Genomic DNA, 17595 nt, shown 5'->3' with positions numbered 1-17595 from the left:
GCCGGGACGCACGTCGCGGGCGGCGCCGGGGTCGACGGGCGGCTCGGCGACCGTCCGGGCGATCTCCCTGCCGAGCCCGCCCTCGTAGAACCAGCCGATGCCGCGCCTCGCGAGCTGCCGGTAGGTGTCGGCGAGGTCGGGGTTGCGGAACACCGAGCCGACCTCGGGGACCTTCCCGCCCGGCAGGAACAGCTCGCGGGTGGGGACGATGTCGCGGAAGCGGGCCTCGTTCACCGCCGTCTGGTCGTGGAACTCCTGGTCGACGACGAACCCCCGGTCGGCGATCTTGATCGCCGGGCGCAGCAGGCGGCCGAGGTCGCGGGTGCCGAAGCGGCGCAGGGCGAGGTCCCACTGCGCGAGGGTGCCGGGCACGCCGACGCTGAGCCCGCTGGTGACGGCCTGGTCGAACGGCAGCGGCCGCCCGGTGGCGGGGTCGATGAACGCGTCCTGCCTCATCCGCTTCGGCGCGAACTCGCGGCCGTCGATGGCGTAGACGCGGCGCTTCCGCGCGTCGTAGTAGGTGATGTAGCCCCCGCCTCCGATCGCGGACACGTACGGCTCGGTGACGCCGAGCGTCGCGCCGGCGGCGACGGCCGCGTCCATCGCGTTGCCGCCGTGCTTGAGGACGTCCAGGGCCGTGCGGCTGGCGTCCAGGTCGACCGTGGACACGGCGCCGCCGAAGCCGGTGGCGACCGGCTGCTTGACCGGGGGCCGCGGGTGCCCGGCGTGCGGCCCGGGGGCCGGGACCGGCGCGGCGGCGGCGGTGCCGGCGGGCACGGCCAGCGCCGCGGCGGCCGCCACCGCGGCGGCGAGCGCCGTGCGGCGCCGGACGCGGGACGGCCCGGGACTCGGGCGGGCGGACGGCTTCGCGGGCGAGGGCGGGGACGATGGCGAGGGGGAGCGGGACACCGGACCTCCAGACGAACGCGGCGTCCCTACGGTGTCACCGATCTTCGCCCGATGCCACCGTCCGCACCGGCCGACCCCGGACGCGGGCCCCGCAGAGATCGTAAAGCGCTTTCCGCATTGGAAATTGGGGGTATTCGATCGGAACGCTCCATTAGAAAAGTGTTCGGGGACCGGTCACCCGAGCGTGAGGGAGCCGCTGCGGCACGTCGCCGACCTGCGCTTTGGCAGGATGCGACAACGACGAGACGGCAACGATCCGCGCGAAAACGTTGCGATTATGCTCATACGTGGTGAATTCTTAGGGACTTCGACAAGCCATCACCTCGCGAACAGCGGCGCGGGTTCAGCATGGCCCCAGGCCCAAGGGGGACCACCATGACCTTGGACATGCGCATGCGCAACAACATGTTCCGCCGGCTGCCGGTCGAGCAGGCCACCGGCCGGCTCTACGGCGGGCGGCACCGGCTCCGTGTGGTGTACCGGACCCGCGACCTCGTCGTGCTCGGCCTCGGCGTGATGATCGGCTCCGGCATCTTCAAGATCGCCGGGGAGCAGGCCAGCTCGACCGCCGGTCCCGGCGTGCTGATCTCCTTCCTCATCGCGGGCGGCGTGTGCGTGCTGGCCGCGCTGGCGTTCGCCGAGCTGTCCTCGATCATCCCGGTCGCGGGCAGCGCCTACTCCTTCAGCTACGTCGCGTTCGGCGAGGTGTGGGCGTGGGTGGTCGGCTGGTCGCTGATCATGGAGCTGCTGCTGGCGGCGTCGGTGCTGGCGCGGGTGTGGTCGCTGTACTTCACGCAGGCGCTGAACGACTTCGGGGTCCCGGTACCCGGCTGGCTGGGCGAGGTGATCGGCCAGGTCAAGGGGCCGGACGTGCTGGCCTTCTTCATCCTGCTGCTGGTGGTGCTGATGCTCGCCACCGGCAGCAGGATGAGCCTGAAGACGCTGTGGTACATGGTGATGGCCAAGGTCATCGTGATCGGCCTCGTCATCGCCACCGGCCTGAAGTTCTTCCACTCCGGCAACCTCACCCCGTTCATCCCGCCCGCGCAGCCGGCGCCGGAGGGCGACCGGACGGTGCTGGACGCCGTGCTCGGCGCGTTCGGCGGCGGCACCCCCCACGTGTTCGGCGTCTGGGGGCTGTTCGCCGCCGCGCCGGCCATCGCGTTCGCCTACATCGGCTTCGACCTCATCGCGACCGCCTCGGAGGAGACCGACGACGCGCCCCGCAAGGTGCCGCGCGGCATCCTCACCGCCCTGCTCACCACGATCGTGCTGTACGCGGCGGTCGCGATCGCGCTCGTCGGCATGGTCGGCATGGACGGCTTCGCCAAGCTCGACCCGGACAAGCTGCTGATCGCCGCGGCGTTCGACGAGGTCGGCGCGGGCGCGATGGGCAAGATCGTCGACGTGGGCGCGGTACTGGCGCTGACCACCGTCATCCTGGTGGTGGTGATCAGCCTGACCCGGGTGGTGTTCTCGATGGCCCGGGACGGCCTGCTCCCGCGCCCGCTCGCCGCGATGAGCCGGTACAAGGTGCCGTCCCGCGCCACCCTCCTCGCGGGCGGCGCGGCGGTCGTCATGTCGCAGACGATCGACGTGCTGACGCTGGAGCAGCTCGTCGTGATCGGGACGCTGTTCGCCTTCCTGTTCGTCGCCGCCGCCGTGCTGGCGCTGCGGCACTCCCAGCCCGACCTGCACCGGCCGTTCCGGATGCCCGCCGCGCCGCTCGTGGTGATCGCGACGATCCTCGCGATCGGCTGGCTGATGCTGAACCTCAAGGTCGAGACGTGGGCGTACTTCGCGATCTGGATGGCGGTCGGCATCGCCCTGTACCTGGCGTACGGGCGGCGGAAGAGCCAGATGAAGCTGCTGCTGGACGCGCCGCCGGACCGCCCGGTCGCCGCGAAACTGGGCCCCGCGCCGCCGCCGGGGGCGATGCCCGGATCGGCCGGGCCGCTGCCCCCCGGCGTGGTGCCGGCCGGCGGCCCCGGGCTCGGCGACGTCCGCCCCGCCCCCGGCCCGTACGAGCCGGGCGCGTACGAGCTGGGCGCGTACGAGGCGGGGCCGTACGAGACCGGCCCGTGGCCGGCCGACCGGCGGCCCGGCGCACCGGAGAGCCCGTACCCCACGGGCCGGTACTCGACCGGCCGGCAGCCGGGCGGCCAGTTCGCGCGGGAGCCCTTCCAGGACGAGCAGCCCCCGCCCGAGCGGTTCCAGCCGTACGACCGCGACGGCCGCGGAAGGACGTCCGGTCCCTACGCTCCGGGCCCGTACGGGCCGCGCCAGTCCGCTGATCCGTACGCCGTCGACCCGGGCGTCCCCAACCCGTACGCGTCGGGTCCGTACGCGGCCGGGCCGTACGGCTCCGGCGAGCAGCCCTACGCCGGCCCGACCTTCCGCGAGAGCGACTACGGCGAGCACGGGTACGAGGAGCACGGGTACGAGCAGGGGTACGAGCAGGGCTACGAGCAGGGCTACGACGAGGAGCCGCCCGGCGGCCGGCGCCGCCGCTGAGCCCCAGCCCGGAGCCTCCTTTGTGAAGTTCCGCCGAACGCGGCGGGCGCCGCCTCCCCTCGCCGGGGGGCGGCGCCCGCCTTTTCGTCGTCCCCGAGTGCCGGTCTACGCGCCGCTCGGCGACCCCGTCGAGACGATCGAGGAGGCGCTGGGGAACCGGTCGTGCCGCGCTCCTTCGGGCCCGCCTCGGCCGACGAACACCGTGGCCACCATCGGACACCCATTGACCTCGGCCTCCGGTGAGACCAAGATCCCGCTGAACGCCGTGGATCTTCCGGAGGTGGACGGTGCGTCTCCCCCAGCGCACGCTCTCGGCCCTGGCGGCCGCGGCCGCGTCCGTCGCCCTGCTGGCCGTCCCGCCGGCGCCGGCCTCGTCCGCGGGGACGGGCGACGGCTGCGACCCGATCGACCCGGCCGCGTGCCTGCTGCCGTTCCCGAGCGACTGGTACACGGTGGCGGACGGGGGCACGGCGACGGGCCGCCGCGTCCACCTCAAGACGACGATCAAGAACGCGCTGGGCGTCCCGGTGTCGCCGGGCGAGTGGAACCGGGCGGACGGCTTCTCCCCCGGATCGCCGCTGCTCCTGCGCGTCCCGGGCGTCGACCTCACCCGCACCGGCGCGGCGCCGATCACCGACATCGGCTCCTCGCTGCGCGCCGACGCCCCGATCGTCATCGTGGACACCGCGACCGGCGAGCGCTGGCCGTACTGGGCGGAGCTGGACGCGAACGCACCCGCCGACCGGAAGGCGCTGATCGTCCGTCCGGCGAAGAACTTCCGGGAGGGCCACCACTACGCGGTCGCCTTCCGCAACCTGCGCGACGCGTCCGGGAACCCGATCCCGCCGAACGCGGCGTTCGCGAAGATCCTCGGCCCGGACCTGCCGTCCGGCGACCCGCTCGCGCAGCGGCAGCGAGACGAGCGCAAGGTCCTCGCCGCGCTGAAGGCGCACGGCGTGGGCCGCGACGGCCTCTACCTCGCGTGGGACTTCACCGTCGCGAGCCGGCAGAGCCTCGCCGGGCCGATCCTGCACATGCGCGACGAGGCGCTCCGCAAGCTCGGCGACCGGTCGCCGTCGTTCTTCGTGACGCAGGTGACCGACGACGTGGACGAGCGGATCGCGCGCGAGGTCAAGGGCATCGTCTGGGCGCCGAGCTACCTCGACCAGTACGGCGGCCTGCCCGGATCGTCCCTGCACCGGGGCCGGGACGGGCAGCCCGAGCAGCTTCCCGGGAACTCGCAGGCCGTCCCGTTCCAGTGCGAGATCCCGAGGTCGGCGTTCGACGCCCCCGCCCGCCCGGCCCTCTACGGGCACGGGCTGCTCGGCGGCGAGGACGAGGTCGACGCGGGGAACGTCAAGTCGATGGCGGCCGAGCACGGCTTCGTCTTCTGCGCGACGCGGTGGATCGGCATGTCCGAGGAGGACGTCCCGAACGTGATCACGGCGCTCGCCGACCTCACCCGGTTCCGGACGGTCGCCGACCGCCTCCAGCAGAGCCTCCTCGACTTCACCTTCCTCGGCCGCGCCATGACCCGCGGGTTCGCCGGGAACAAGGCGTTCCAGGACGGTGCGGGGCGGTCGCTGATCGACACGAAGGCGCAGCTGACCTACGACGGCAACAGCCAGGGCGGCATCATGGGCGGCGCCCTCACCGCCGTCTCCCCCGACATCCGGCGCGCCGTCCTCGGCGTCCCGGCGATGAACTACAGCACGCTGCTCAACCGCAGCGCCGACTTCCCCCAGTACGCGCAGGTCCTCGACCTGTTCTACCCGGACAAGCTCGACCAGCAGATCGGCATCGCGCTGATCCAGATGCTGTGGGACCGCGGCGAGGCCGACGGCTACGCCTGGCACATGACGGACGACCCGCTGCCCAACACGCCGAAGCACCGCGTGCTGATGCACGTGGCGTTCGGCGACCACCAGGTGGCGCCCGTGGCGGCCGAGGTCGAGGCCCGCACGATCGGCGCCCGCATCCACGCGCCGACCGTGCTGCCGGGGCGCAACCCCGACAAGGCGCCCTACTGGGGGATCCCGACCTTCGGGTCTTCCTACGACGGTTCCGCCATGGTCGTCTGGGACAGCGGCTCCCCTGCGCCGCCGCTGACGAACACACCGCCGACGCAGGGCCGCGACCCGCACTCCGACCCCCGCAACAACCCCGACGCCCGCCGGCAGAAGGCGGTGTTCCTGAAGACCGGGACGGTCGTGGACGTGTGCGGAGGGGGACCCTGCGTCATCACCCCCTGACCCCTACCTGAGAAGATCGGACCATGCTCCAGGTCTGCCCGAACGGTCCACGGACGAAGGGCGTGCCGGTCTCGGCGGAGGAGGTCGCCGCCGCGGTCCGCGCCGCCGCCGACGTCGGTGCGCAGGACGCGCACCTGCACCCCAAGGACGGCACGGGCGCCGACACCCTGGACGCCTTCCACGTCGCCGAGACGGTCACCGCCGTCCGCGCGGCGACCCCGAACATCCGCGTCGGCGTCACCACGGGCGCCTGGGCGGAGCCGGACCCGGCCGAGCGCGCCGCGCTGATCCGGTCCTGGACCGTCCTGCCCGACCACGCGTCGGTGAACTTCCACGAGGCCGGCGCCGAACTGGTCGCCGAGACGCTGCTGGAACGGGGCGTCGCGGTCGAGGCGGGCATCTTCTCCGGCACCGAGGCCGCCGAGCGGTTCCTGCGCTGGCCGCACGCCCACCGCGTGCTGCGGGTCCTCGCCGAGGTCACCGACACCGACCCGCAGAGCGCCCTCGGCACGGCCAAGGCGCTGCTGCACGCCATCGGCACCGGGCACGAACGCCCCATCCTGCTGCACGGCGAGGACGGCGGCGCCTGGCCGGTGCTGCGCCTCGCCGTCCGGCACAACCTGGACGTACGGATCGGGCTGGAGGACACCCTCACCCTCCCGGACGGCTCCCCGGTCGACGACAACGCGGTGCTGATCCAGACGGCCCGCGCGATGCTCGTCCCGTAGCCGGCGTCAGGAGCGGGGGTTGTGGCCGGCGGCGTCGAGCCGCGCCCACTCGGCGTCCCACATCTCGTCGCGGTGCCGGTCGCAGCGGCGGCGGACGAGCACATAGGCGAACAGCACCGGGATCGCGCAGCCGAGGACGGCCGCGGCGCCCGCGTAGACGGCGTCGGTCACCGTCCGGCTGTGCGGGCGGGGGCGCACGGTCGGGTTGCCGTGCCGGTCGATCCAGATCGTCCTATGCGCGCCGACCTTGACGTTCTTCCAGCTCGGCAGCGTCCCGACGCGCGGCTCGCCGTTCACGCCCGGCCAGGTCGCCTGCACCGTCTCGTGGATGTAGCGGTCGCCGGAGGAGCCGATCCCGCCGGTGGAGGTGACGGTGGCGACCACCTGGTGGCGGCTCGCCCGCTCGGCGTTCTCCGCGTGCATCCCCGCGCTGTAGGACCAGGAGACGGCGAGCGCCGCGACCGGCGGCGCGGTGCCGAGCAGCAGCAGGAGCAGCCCCAGGGCCACCAGCCGCTGGACGCGGTCCACCCGGCGGCGCAGCTCGTTCCGCTCCAGCCCGAGCCGACGCCGCAGCCTGGCCACGGGCGTGCCTCCGCGGCGGATGCCTGACCTGCGCATCTGCGTTCACCTCCCCGGGGAGCGCCCTCCCGGCAAGAGGCTCTTCAGCCTTCTTTACCGAGAATATTCCCGAGTTCGTTGATCGGCACATCGCCGCTGGCCGAATCATTTCCCGGATCGCGTCCCATATGCCGGGTTGATGACCGAATTGGGTCATCGTCCGGACCCGCGGGGCGCCGCGCGCCCACCGCGAGCGCCAGCAGCGCCCCGAGCGCGCACATCCCGGCGGTGATCCAGAAGATCTCCTGGTACTCGGTGCGCAGGGCTTCCTGCAGAGCCGCGTTGTAGACCTCCATCTGCCGCGCGAACTCCCGCTTCGACATCAGGAACGGCAGCGGCGGCTTCAGCTCGGCCGTCAGCGCGTGGAACCGGTAGAAGCCCCACGCCGACAGCGCCGACACGCCGAGCAGCATCCCCATCATCCTGGCCACCACCACGGCGGCCGAGGCGACCCCGTGCCGCGCCGCCGGCACGAACGCCAGCACCGCCGACGACACCGGCGCGATCACCAGGCCCAGGCCGAGCCCCGTCACCACGAGATCGACGTCCATACGCGGGAGCGGCCCGTACGAGGCGTCCGCCAGATCGGCCGGCCAGCCCGCGATCAGCAGGTAGCCGCCCGCGGAGACGGCCATGCCCGCCGCCATCGGCCACCGCTCCCCCACCCGGCGCGCCACCAGCCCGCCGGCCACCGCCGCGACCGGCAGCGCCACCAGGAACCTCGTCAGCAGCAGCGCGCCCTCCGCGGCGTCCTTGTCCAGGACGGTCTGCGCCACCAGCACCACGTCCACCAGCGTCACCATCAGCGCCGCGCCCGACAGCAGGCTCACCCCGAGCGTCGCCAGCAGCGGCCCCCGCCGCACCCCCGACAGGTCGAGCAGCCGCGTCCTCGCCCTGACCTCCCACAGGACGAACACCGCCAGCACCGCCGCGCCCGCGCCCAGCACCGGCGGCCCCCACGGCGGCAGCGCCGACTCCTCCGGCTCCGGGTTGTAGACGGCCGCGACCAGCAGCCCCAGGCCCAGCGCCAGCAGCAGGCCGCCGACCACGTCCACGCCCGGCCGCGGCCCCTCCCGCCGCCCGCCCGGCACCGCGGCCTGCACCGCGATCATCGCCGCGGCCACCAGCGGCACGTTGATCCAGAAGATCGCCCGCCAGCCCAGTGCCGCCGCGACCCCCGCCCCGTACAGCGGGCCGAGGACGCTGCCCAGCTCCTGCGCGGCCCCGACCGCGCCGAGCACCACCGGCCGCTGCCGCTCCTCCCACAGGTCACCGGCCAGCGCCATCGTCACCGGCAGCAGCGCACCCCCCGCCACGCCCTGCACCGCCCGGCCCGCCGTCAGCACCGGCACGTCCTGCGCCAGCGCCGTCACCACCGACCCCGCCGCGAAGAACACCAGGCACGCCTGCAGCAGCGGCCGGCGGCCGAACCGGTCCGACAGCTGCCCGAGCAGCGGCATCGCCGCCACATACCCCAGCAGGAACCCCGTCAGGACCGGCGTCACCCGCTCCAGGCGGTTGATCGGGATCCCGACGTCCTTGACCATCGGCACCAGGACCGTCGTCACCACATAGGCGTCCAGCGCGGCCAGCAGCACCACCGCGCCGCCCGCCCCGATGGCGACCCGGCGCCGCACCCTCACCCCGACCGCCTACTTCGGTGCGCTGATCTTGTACGGCGCGTCGAACTCGGTGAACGAGACGACCACCGCGCCGCCCTTCGGGAACTTCCCGCGCACCTTCACCAGCCGGTGGTCGGCCTTGCTCACCCACACCTGGCCGTCCAGGTCCGCGTTGATCCCCGGGATCAGCTCCGAGATCTGCGCCTTCGGCAGCTTCGCGCCCACCCGGTACGCCTCCGCGCCGCCCACCTTCTCCACCGCCTGCGGCTCCGGCGACTTCAACGACGTCAGCAGCATCGGGATGCCCCGCTGCGGATCCAGCACCGCCGACGGGTCGTACACGCTCGCCGCCAGCGCCTTCGGCAGCTTCCGCCAGCCGCCCGTCCCCGCGTCCAGGTAGATGCTGTCCCCCAGCGCGACGACCTTCATCTCCACGTTCTGGCCCTGCTGCTCGACCGTCAGCGTCCCCTGCGCGTCCCCGCTCCGCAGCAGCTTCATGTCGCCGCTCTTCACGATGACCGGCGTCTTCCCGTCCGACTCCAGCGAGAACCCGACGCTCTGCAAAGCGCCCATCGCCTGCGCCGACTCCCGCAGCGCCTGCGCGGCGTCGAAATCCGCCTTCTTCGCCGGCTCGTCCGACCCGCCATCGCACGCACCCGAGAACACGAGCGCCACAACCACGGGAACAAGGGCCAGTATGCGTCTGGACATACGCGGGACCCTACCGACCGGTCACCGCGCCCGTCACTCGCCTCCTGGTATGACATCGCCCCGCCAAAAGGAGGACATCACCGCGCTCGCCACCACTCGCCGCCGCTAAACTTGCACCGGCAAAACCCCCACCGTCACCCGGGGGAACGGCCTCGGGGCGGTAGCTCAGCTGGTCAGAGCAGAAGACTCATAATCTTCCGGTCGCGGGTTCGAGTCCCGCCCGCCCTACAGAGGTGGCCGATCCATGTCCGCGGAAAGCGCGGACCGTTCCTCTTCCGGCATTTCTTCCGAGGGGCGACCCCCGGACCCCCGATGTGGGGGGCTCCGCCCCCACGCCCCCTCCCGGCTCAGGCCGCTGATCACCTTCCGCATCACACACGGCCTCGCGGGAGGGGGCGGGGCTTGCGTCAGGCGGGCCAGGTCGGGCGGCGCTTCTCCAGGAAAGCCCGCATGCCCTCTTGGGCCTCCGGGGTTTGGCTGGTGGCGGCCATCACCTCGATCGCATAGGTGTAGGCGTCGTGTTCGGGGCGGTCCAGCTGGGCGTACATCGCCTGCTTGCCCAGGGCCTTGCTGCGCGGGCTGCCCTGGGTGGCGCGCGTCAGGAGGTCGAGGGTGGCCTTGTCCAGGTCGGCGTCGGGCACGGCGTAGTTGACCAGGCCCCAGTCGGCCGCCGTCCGCGCGTCGATGACCTCGCCGGTGAGGGCCATCTCGGCCGCCCTCTTGCGGCCGATGTTGCGGGAGATCGCCACCAGCGGGGTGTGGCAGAACCAGCCGCCCTTGCCGCCGGGCGCGGCGAAACCGGCGCTCTCGGCGGCGACGGCCAGGTCGCAGCTGGCGACCAGCTGGCAGCCGGCGGCGGTCGCGAGGCCGTGCACGCGGGCCACGACCACCTGCGGGACGGACTGGATCGTCCGCACGAGCTCCGTGCAGACCTGCAGCAGGTCGCGGACGTCGCCATGGGAGGCGCCGGCCATGTCGGAGAAATCGTGGCCCGCGGAGAACACCGGGCCGTTGGCGGCCAGGACGATGCCGCGGGCGTCCGTGTCTGCGGTCGCCCGGAAGGCGGCCGTCAGGTCGGCGAGGAACGCCCGCGAGAGGGCGTTGCGGCGCTTGGGGCGGTTCATGGTGATCGTGGTGAACGGGCCGTCGCGGTCCAGCAGGACCTCGTTGTCTTCGCTCATGCTCTCGACGTTATGTCAGACCCGCGTCGTACGGTTGGCGGGTCCGAGGACCGAGGGGGTTTGGCCTTGAAGCTGCTCACCGCCACCAACACCGGCCAGGGATTGCGCGACAACGACTTCGACTGGTGCGTCGAGGGCGAACTCGTCCACATCGGGATGGTGTGCGCCCGCGACCGCGACGACCCCGACGGAGGCTGCGGCTGCGGCCGGTCGTTCGCCGGGCTCAACTCGCACCGCGCCACGACCACCGCCATGGTCCGGGAGATACCCGGCTTCACCGAGGACGACTACGTGCTGGCGATCCGGTCGAGCCTTGAGCAGCAGGGCTGCGACCCCGCGTTCGCCGAGCACGAGGCGGCGCTGCTGCGGTGCCTCGTGCGCGACTGGCCGGTGGGGGTGATCGTCGAGCGGCGGCTGGATGAGATCGTGGTGAGACAGGTCGTCCAGCCCTAGGAGGTGCGCCATGCTCGTCGCGTTCTCGGTGACCCCGCTCGGCACGGGGGAAGAGGTCGGCGAACTCGTCGCGGAAGCGGTCCGGGTCGTGCGGGCCAGCGGCCTGCCCAACCGGACCGACGCGATGTTCACCACCGTCGAGGGCGAATGGGACGAGGTCATGGCCGTGGTGAAGGACGCGACCGACGCCGTGGCCGCGCGGGCGCCCCGGGTCGGCCTCGTGCTCAAGGCCGACATCCGGCCCGGCGTCACCGGCGCCCTCGACGCCAAGGTCGAGTCCGTGGAGCGCCACCTCAGCTGAAGCAGGCTTGCACGCCGTTCTCGCCGCCGCGGGAGAAGCTGCGCAGGCGCTGCACGGCCGTGCCGTGGTCGCCGGGCTTCGTCCAGGGCGCCTTGTCGCCGATGATCTGGAAGGCGTCCACGAGCTCCTGCTCGTCGCCCTCCTCGAACTTCAGCGTGCCGTCGTCCGCGGAGCCGTAGAGCACGGCGCCGGCGAGGCAGTCGGCCTGCAGCTCGGCGGCCGGCGACACCAGCCCGCGGCGGAGCCTGGCCTGGATCGCGTGCCCCCACTCGTGCGCGATGACGAGGTAGACCCATGCGTCCCCGCGGGCGTAGCCGGAGCGCATGAGGTGCGCGTCCCACGCGACGTAGTCGCCGGACGGGCAGTACGCCGCGTTGTCGGGCGTCAGGCGGTCCTTGCCGCACAGCGGCGCCGAACGCGGATCGCGCCCGTTGTACAGCCCCACAACGCGCGGTGAGCTGTAGCCGCCGGTGAACAGCTGCGTCCAGTGCCGCCGCCAGAAATCGTCCGTGGCCGTCTCCGCGGTCCGCAGATCCTCCTGGAACTCCGCCTCGTCGAACGTGCCCGGCGCGCTCTGCTCCGGGGCGGGCGAGTCCGCGGCCGCGGTGTTCTGCGCCGCCGGGCGGGCCTGACCGGGCGGCGGCCGCAACTCGAACTGGCACGCGCCGGTCAGCGCGAGCATCGCGGCGGCGGCGGCTCCGGCCCGCCACCGCCGCGTCAGATTGCGTGCAGTCTCCCTCATGACGGGACATACGCACGCGCGCCCCCAGATGGTCGAAAAGCGGCCCGACTGTGCTCCGAGCACAACCCGAACGACGTTCGATTGGACCCGCGCCCCGTCTTGCCGCGGCCCCGTAGACGCAGGTCGGCGGCCCATGCTGGGCTGCCCGCCACACGAACTTACGGAGGGGCGAATGGCGAACGGGACCCTCGCGGTCCGCGATCTGTCGGTGAGCTACGGGCGGGCGGTGCGGGCCCTGCGCGGCGTCTCGCTGGACGTCCCCGCGGGGTCGGTCACGGCCGTGCTCGGCGCGAACGGGGCGGGCAAGACGACGCTGCTCCGCGCGATCTCGGGAACGCTGCCGTTCCACCGCGGCTCGGTGGACACCGGCACGGTCCGGCTCGGCGACCGGTCCCTCGTCGGGCTGCACCCGGCCACCGTCGTGGCGGCCGGGGTGGTGCAGGTTCCGGAGGGGCGCCGGGTGTTCGGCCGGCTCAGCGTGGAGGAGAACCTGCGGGCGGGCGCGCTCGGGGCGCCCGGCCGCGGCGCGGCCGCCAAGGCGCACGAGCGGGTGCTGGAGCTGTTCCCGGTGCTCGCCGAGCGGGCCCGGCAGCGGGCCGGGCTGCTGTCCGGCGGCGAGCAGCAGATGCTCGCGATCGGGCGGGCGCTGATGGCGTGCCCGTCGGTGCTGCTGCTGGACGAGCCGACGCTCGGCCTGGCGCCGCTGATGGCCGAGCGGATCGCGCAGACCGTCCGGGAGATCAACCTGCAGGGCACGGCGATCCTGCTGATCGAGCAGAACGCGGCGCTGGCGCTGGAGCTGTCGTCGTCCGCGCACGTGCTGGAGGTCGGCGCGGTGACGCTGCACGGGCCGTCGGCGGAGCTGGCCGCGAGCGACGAGGTCCGGCGGCGGTACCTCGGCGTCGGCGGCGAGGACGAGGACGGCGGGCCCGGCGATCCGGCGCCGCCCTCGCTGGAGCGGTGGGCCGGATGAGCGGGGCGAGGCGCGGGGCCGCCCCCGCGCGGGACGCGGAGCCGGCCGAGCTGGTGGTCGACGGGCTCACGGTGCGGTTCGCCGGGCTGACCGCGCTGGACGGGGTCGGGTTCACCGTCGCGCCCGGCAGCGTCCATGCGGTCATCGGGCCGAACGGCGCGGGCAAGTCGACGTGCTTCAACGTGCTGTCCGGCGTGTACCGGGCGAGCGAGGGCAGCGTCCGGTTCGGCGGCGCGGAGCTGACCGCGCTGCCGCCGCACCGGATCGCCGGCCTCGGCGTCGCCCGGACCTTCCAGAACATCGCCCTGTCCCGGCACCTGTCGGTCGAGGACAACCTGATGCTCGGGCGGCACCGGCTGACCAGGGCCGGGTTCGTGTCGGCTGGGCTGCGGCTGCCGCGGGCGCGCCGCGAGGACGCCCGGCACCGGGCGCGGGTCCGCGACATCGCCCGGTTCGTCGGGGTCGGCGAGCATCTGGCCGCGCCCGTCGGGCTGCTCGCGTACGGCGTGCAGAAGCGGGTCGAGCTGGCCCGTGCGCTCGCGATGGAGCCCCGGCTGCTGCTCCTGGACGAGCCCGTCGCCGGGATGAACGGCGCGGAGCGCCGGCGGATGGCCGAGGTGATCGCCCGGGTCCGCGCCGACCTCGGCGTCTCGGTCCTGCTGGTCGAGCACGACATGGGGATGGTCATGCGCCTCGCCGACGAGGTCACCGTCCTGGACTTCGGCCGGCGCATCGCGGGCGGCGCGCCGGAGCGGGTGCAGCGGGACCCCGCGGTGATCCGCGCCTACCTCGGCGCCGCCCGCGAGCCGGCGGAACCATCGGAGGGAAACCCTTGAGCACGTTCATCGAGCTGGTGGTCAACGGGGTCTCGGCGGGATCGGTGTACGCGCTGATCGCCCTCGGCTTCGTGATCATCTTCAAGGCCACCGAGGTGGTCAACTTCGCGCACGCGTCGCTGCTGCTCGTCGGCGGCTACGCGACGGCGGTCCTGCACGACGACATCGGGTTCCTGCCGGCGCTCGGCGCGGGCGTCGCCGCGGCCGCCGCCGCGGGCGCGCTGGTGGAGCTGCTGGTGCTGCGCCGCGCCCGCGTCGAGCACCACGCGGTGCTCGCGATCGTCACGATCGGCGTCGACATCGTGCTGACGACCGCGCTGACGCGGCAGATCGGCACGCAGGTCCTGTCGATGGGCGACCCCTGGCAGAACAAGATCGTGCACGTGGGCGGCGTCGGCATCGCGCAGACCCGCATCGCGGCGTTCGCGGTCGCGTCCCTGCTCATCGCGGCGTTCCTGGCGGCGTTCCGCTACACCTCGTGGGGCGTGGCGATGCGCGCGGCGGCCGAGGACGGGGAGACGGCGGCGCTGATGGGCGTCCGGCTGACCCGCGTGTCGCTGGCCGCGTGGGCGGTCGCCGGGGCGCTCGCGGCGGTCGCGGCGCTGTTCCTCACCGTGTTCCCCACGCCCGGACTCGACCGCAGCACCTCCTTCGCGGCGATGAAGGCGTTCCCGGCCGCGATCCTCGGCGGGCTCGACTCGACGACCGGCGCGCTCGCCGGCGGCCTGATCGTCGGGCTCACCGAGTCGCTCGTGACCGGCTACCAGGGCGACCTCGCGTTCATGGGACGCGGCATCGGGGAGGTCGCGCCCTTCCTGGTGATGCTGCTGGTGCTCCTGGTCCGCCCGGCCGGGCTGTTCGGGACGAGGGAGCTGTCGCGTGTCTGAACGTCCGTTCCGCCTCGCGGCGGTGCTCGCGGGGACCCTCGTCCTGCTCGCCATGCCCTTCTACCTGGACGCGTTCTGGCTGCAGACCGGCCTGTTCGCGATGTCGGCGGCGATCGGCGCGATCGGCCTGAACCTGCTGACCGGCGCGACCGGGCAGCTGTCGATGGGGCACGCGTTCTTCCTCGCGGTCGGCGCCTACGGGTACGTGTACCTGGCGTCCGACGACGGGCCGCACGTCGCGGGCCTCGGGCTGCCGACGCCGCTGGCGTTCGCCGGCGCGATCGTGCTGGCCGGCGTCGCGGGCGGGCTGTTCAGCCCCATCGCCGGGCGGCTGCGCGGCGTCTACCTCGGCATCGCGTCGCTCGCGCTGATCTTCATCGGGCAGCACGTGCTGTTCAACGCCGAGACCGTCACCGGCGGCTTCAACGGCCGGGACGTCCCGCCGATGGAGCTGGCCGGGTTCCGCTTCGACGACTCGCCCGAGCTGGTGGTGTTCAACGTGCCGCTCGGCGCGCTGGAGCGGCTCTGGTTCCTCGCCGTCCTGCTGCTGATCCCGGCGGCGTGGATCGCGCGCGGCATCCTGCGCGGCCGCCCCGGCCGGGCGATGAACACGATCCGCGACCACGAGACGGCGGCGGCCGTGATGGGCGTGCCCGTGGCGCGCTACCGCGCCGGGGTGTTCGTGCTGTCGTCGATGTACGCGGGCGCGGCCGGGGCGCTGCTCGCGCTGGCGTTCCGCCGGACGGTCCCGGACTACTTCGGGATGTTCCTGTCCCTGGACTACCTGGCCATGATCGTCATCGGCGGGCTCGGCTCGGTCGCCGGGGCGGTCGCGGGCGCGGTGTTCGTGTCCGTCCTGCCGCAGCTCCTCACCCGCTTCGGCGACGACCTGCCGCTCGTCGCCGCGCCGGGCTCCGCCGGGGTCTCCCCCGCCGAGGCCGCCCGGATCCTGTACGGCGCCGCCGTCGTCGCCGTCGTCCTGTTCCTGCCCGGCGGCCTGGCCGGTATGTGGCCGCGGCTGCGCGCGGCCGCGTCCCGGCGCCGGGCCGCCAGTCCCCTCACCCGACTCGAAAAAGAGGAGCAACCAGTATGAACCGAACGGCACGGCTGACGGCGGTCGCGGCGCTGGCGGTGGCGCTGCCGCTGGGCATGGCGTCCGGCTGCAGCAGCAAGGCGACCGGCGGCGCCGGGAGCACCGGCGAGGACGGCGTCAAGACCGGCCCCGGCGTCACCGCGGACACGATCCGCGTCGGCGCCGCGACCGACCTGACCGGCGTGTACGCGCCGCTCGGCAAGAGCCTCACCCAGGCGCAGCAGATGTACTTCGAGCAGGTCAACGCGCAGGGCGGCATCTGCGGCCGCAAGATCGAGCTGGTCGTGCGCGACCACGGCTACGACGTGCAGAAGGCCGTCTCCGGGTACAGCGAGATGCAGTCGCAGGTCATCGGCCTCGCCCAGTTCGTCGGGTCGCCGATGGTGACGGCGCTCAAGCAGCGGATCACGTCCGACAAGATGTTCGTCATCCCGAACGCGTGGGCGACGACGCTGCTCGGCAACAAGTACATCCAGGTCACCGGCACCACCTACGACATCGACATGATCAACGCCCTGGACTTCCTCACGAAGGAGAAGGGGATCCGGAAGGGCGACAAGATCGGGCACGTGTACTTCGAGGGCGACTACGGCGAGAGCGCGCTCGCCGGCTCCAAGTACGCGGCCGGGAAGCTCGGCCTGAAGATCGTCGAGCAGAAGATCAAGGCGACCGACAACGACATGACCGCGCAGGTCTCCGCGCTGAAGGAGGCCGGCGTCGCGGCGATCCTGATGAGCGCCGGGCCGAAGCAGTCGGCGTCCCTCGCGGGCGTCGCGCGGGCCAAGGGGATCATGGTGCCGATCGTGGCGAGCAACTCCGGGTTCTCCCCGCAGCTGCTGCAGACCCCGGCCGCGCCCGCGCTGCTGAAGGACTTCTACCTCGCCAGCGCGGGCGCGCCGATCTCGTCCGACCTGCCGGCGATCAAGAAGCTGGCGGACGACTACGGCAAGAAGTACCCGGGGCAGCCGCGCGACAGCGCGGTCGTCAACGGCTACACCGGCGCGGTGATCTTCGCGGACGCGCTGAAGAAGGCGTGCGAGGCCAAGGACCTCACCCGCGAGGGCGTGATCAACGCGCACCGGTCGACGACCGCGCACGACGGCGGCTACGGCACCCCGATGGACTTCTCGAAGGTGGACGAGCCGGGCACCCGCAAGACCTACATCCTGCGCACGGACGCCAAGGCGCTCGGCGGCATGGTGGTCGAGCGGGGGCCGCAGGAGTCCGAGGCCGCCGAGACCTACAAGGTCCCGTCCGGGGCCTAGGTCTCCTCGGGGGCGGTCTGCCCGGGGGCGGTCTCCTCGGGCGACCGGGACTCCCCCAGCAGGCGAAGGGCGATCCGGTCGAGGGCGGCGAGGTCCTCGGCCGGGACGTCGTACAGCTCCGGCGGCGGTGTGGCGAGGATGCGCTCGGCCTCCGCCGCCGCGGCGCGGCCCGCCTCGGTCGCGGTGAGGAGCTTGGCGCGCCGGTCGGCCGGGTTCGGGGTCCGCTCGACCAGGCCGCGGCCGACGAGGTCGTCCACGACGACGGTGGCGTAGGGGCGGTCGGTGAGCAGCAGCTCGGCGACGTCGCTGAGCGTCAGCGGCTCCGCCGCGGCGGCGATGCGGCGCAGCGCCTTGGCCCGGAAGAAGCTCATGCCGAGCGCCTCGGCGACCTCGCGGCGCCGGTCGTTGCGCTCGTGGAACACGATGCCCAGGTTGCGCCAGGCGCGCGCGGCGACCTCGGCCGCCGGGCCGGCCGGCGGTCCGGCGGGAGTCTCGGTGCCGGGCTCGGTG

At 73.3% G+C, this 17595-nt stretch carries 17 protein-coding genes and 1 tRNA gene; 11 read left to right on the top strand and 7 right to left on the bottom strand.

Annotated features, from left to right (window positions below; all coding sequences use genetic code 11):
* A partial coding sequence (locus ACIWVC_RS22465) for a gamma-glutamyltransferase (RefSeq protein ID WP_396454532.1) occupies positions 1 to 909 on the bottom strand: 909 nt, incomplete at its 3' end.
* A 375-nt stretch (positions 910 to 1284) separates the two neighbouring features.
* Here ACIWVC_RS22465 and ACIWVC_RS22460 point away from each other — a divergent pair.
* The 3 genes from ACIWVC_RS22460 (at position 1285) to ACIWVC_RS22450 (ending at position 6403) form a co-directional block, all read left to right on the top strand.
* Complete coding sequence (locus tag ACIWVC_RS22460; RefSeq protein ID WP_396446961.1) at positions 1285 to 3423, top strand: amino acid permease; 2139 nt, start codon at positions 1285 to 1287, stop codon at positions 3421 to 3423.
* A gap of 287 nt (positions 3424 to 3710) precedes the next feature.
* A complete protein-coding gene (locus tag ACIWVC_RS22455; protein WP_396446962.1) occupies positions 3711 to 5675 on the top strand; it encodes a hypothetical protein in 1965 nt (654 codons plus the stop codon).
* A gap of 23 nt (positions 5676 to 5698) precedes the next feature.
* The gene (locus ACIWVC_RS22450; protein WP_396446963.1) at positions 5699 to 6403 is read left to right on the top strand and encodes a 3-keto-5-aminohexanoate cleavage protein; all 705 of its coding nucleotides are present in this window, start codon (positions 5699 to 5701) and stop codon (positions 6401 to 6403) included.
* Between the two features lie 6 nt (positions 6404 to 6409).
* Here ACIWVC_RS22450 and ACIWVC_RS22445 read toward each other — a convergent pair whose 3' ends face one another.
* Genes ACIWVC_RS22445 through ACIWVC_RS22435 form a run of 3 tightly spaced genes read right to left on the bottom strand, consistent with a single transcriptional unit; the run spans position 6410 to position 9354 of the window.
* On the bottom strand, positions 6410 to 7021 hold the full coding sequence (locus tag ACIWVC_RS22445; protein WP_396446964.1) for a hypothetical protein: 612 nt from the start codon (positions 7019 to 7021) through the stop codon (positions 6410 to 6412).
* A gap of 44 nt (positions 7022 to 7065) precedes the next feature.
* Positions 7066 to 8664, bottom strand: coding sequence for an MFS transporter (locus ACIWVC_RS22440; RefSeq protein WP_396446965.1), 1599 nt, complete (start codon positions 8662 to 8664; stop codon positions 7066 to 7068).
* A gap of 9 nt (positions 8665 to 8673) precedes the next feature.
* Positions 8674 to 9354: an LppX_LprAFG lipoprotein gene (locus tag ACIWVC_RS22435; protein ID WP_396446966.1), complete on the bottom strand. Its 681-nt coding sequence runs from the start codon at positions 9352 to 9354 to the stop codon at positions 8674 to 8676.
* A gap of 154 nt (positions 9355 to 9508) precedes the next feature.
* On the opposite strand from ACIWVC_RS22435, the gene ACIWVC_RS22430 reads away from it, so the two are divergent.
* Positions 9509 to 9582, top strand: a tRNA-Ile gene (locus ACIWVC_RS22430).
* Between the two features lie 179 nt (positions 9583 to 9761).
* Here the strand turns inward: ACIWVC_RS22430 and ACIWVC_RS22425 are convergent.
* The gene (locus tag ACIWVC_RS22425; RefSeq protein ID WP_396446967.1) at positions 9762 to 10535 is read right to left on the bottom strand and encodes an enoyl-CoA hydratase-related protein; all 774 of its coding nucleotides are present in this window, start codon (positions 10533 to 10535) and stop codon (positions 9762 to 9764) included.
* Positions 10536 to 10601: 66 nt separating this feature from the next.
* Here ACIWVC_RS22425 and ACIWVC_RS22420 point away from each other — a divergent pair, with 66 nt between their 5' ends.
* Complete coding sequence (locus ACIWVC_RS22420; RefSeq protein WP_396446969.1) at positions 10602 to 10988, top strand: hypothetical protein; 387 nt, start codon at positions 10602 to 10604, stop codon at positions 10986 to 10988.
* Between the two features lie 10 nt (positions 10989 to 10998).
* Positions 10999 to 11289 (top strand): MTH1187 family thiamine-binding protein, encoded by a 291-nt coding sequence (locus ACIWVC_RS22415; RefSeq protein WP_396446970.1) that lies wholly within the window; start codon positions 10999 to 11001, stop codon positions 11287 to 11289.
* Here the strand turns inward: ACIWVC_RS22415 and ACIWVC_RS22410 are convergent.
* The gene (locus ACIWVC_RS22410) at positions 11282 to 12031 is read right to left on the bottom strand and encodes a neutral zinc metallopeptidase (RefSeq protein WP_396446971.1); all 750 of its coding nucleotides are present in this window, start codon (positions 12029 to 12031) and stop codon (positions 11282 to 11284) included. The genes ACIWVC_RS22415 and ACIWVC_RS22410 overlap by 8 nt on opposite strands.
* A gap of 172 nt (positions 12032 to 12203) precedes the next feature.
* Between ACIWVC_RS22410 and ACIWVC_RS22405 the strand changes: the two genes are divergently transcribed.
* The 5 genes from ACIWVC_RS22405 to ACIWVC_RS22385 are packed head-to-tail and all read left to right on the top strand — an operon-like array spanning position 12204 to position 17085.
* Positions 12204 to 13004, top strand: a complete 801-nt coding sequence (locus tag ACIWVC_RS22405; protein ID WP_396446972.1) for an ABC transporter ATP-binding protein — start codon at positions 12204 to 12206, stop codon at positions 13002 to 13004.
* Positions 13001 to 13840 (top strand): ABC transporter ATP-binding protein, encoded by an 840-nt coding sequence (locus ACIWVC_RS22400; RefSeq protein WP_396446973.1) that lies wholly within the window; start codon positions 13001 to 13003, stop codon positions 13838 to 13840. Before ACIWVC_RS22405 ends, ACIWVC_RS22400 begins: the two co-directional genes overlap by 4 nt.
* Positions 13837 to 14727 (top strand): branched-chain amino acid ABC transporter permease, encoded by an 891-nt coding sequence (locus ACIWVC_RS22395; RefSeq protein ID WP_396446974.1) that lies wholly within the window; start codon positions 13837 to 13839, stop codon positions 14725 to 14727. Before ACIWVC_RS22400 ends, ACIWVC_RS22395 begins: the two co-directional genes overlap by 4 nt.
* Positions 14720 to 15820 (top strand): branched-chain amino acid ABC transporter permease, encoded by a 1101-nt coding sequence (locus ACIWVC_RS22390; protein ID WP_396446975.1) that lies wholly within the window; start codon positions 14720 to 14722, stop codon positions 15818 to 15820. Before ACIWVC_RS22395 ends, ACIWVC_RS22390 begins: the two co-directional genes overlap by 8 nt.
* A complete protein-coding gene (locus tag ACIWVC_RS22385) occupies positions 15817 to 17085 on the top strand; it encodes an ABC transporter substrate-binding protein (RefSeq protein ID WP_396446976.1) in 1269 nt (422 codons plus the stop codon). Before ACIWVC_RS22390 ends, ACIWVC_RS22385 begins: the two co-directional genes overlap by 4 nt.
* Here ACIWVC_RS22385 and ACIWVC_RS22380 read toward each other — a convergent pair.
* The coding region (locus ACIWVC_RS22380; RefSeq protein WP_396446977.1) for a MarR family winged helix-turn-helix transcriptional regulator at positions 17082 to 17595 on the bottom strand (514 nt) is incomplete at its 5' end. The two genes, ACIWVC_RS22385 and ACIWVC_RS22380, sit on opposite strands and share 4 nt — an antisense overlap.

This window comes from Actinomadura sp. (genome assembly GCF_044508335.1).
GTDB lineage: Bacteria > Actinomycetota > Actinomycetes > Streptosporangiales > Streptosporangiaceae > Spirillospora.
This window is presented reverse-complemented; position numbering and strand designations above follow the sequence as displayed.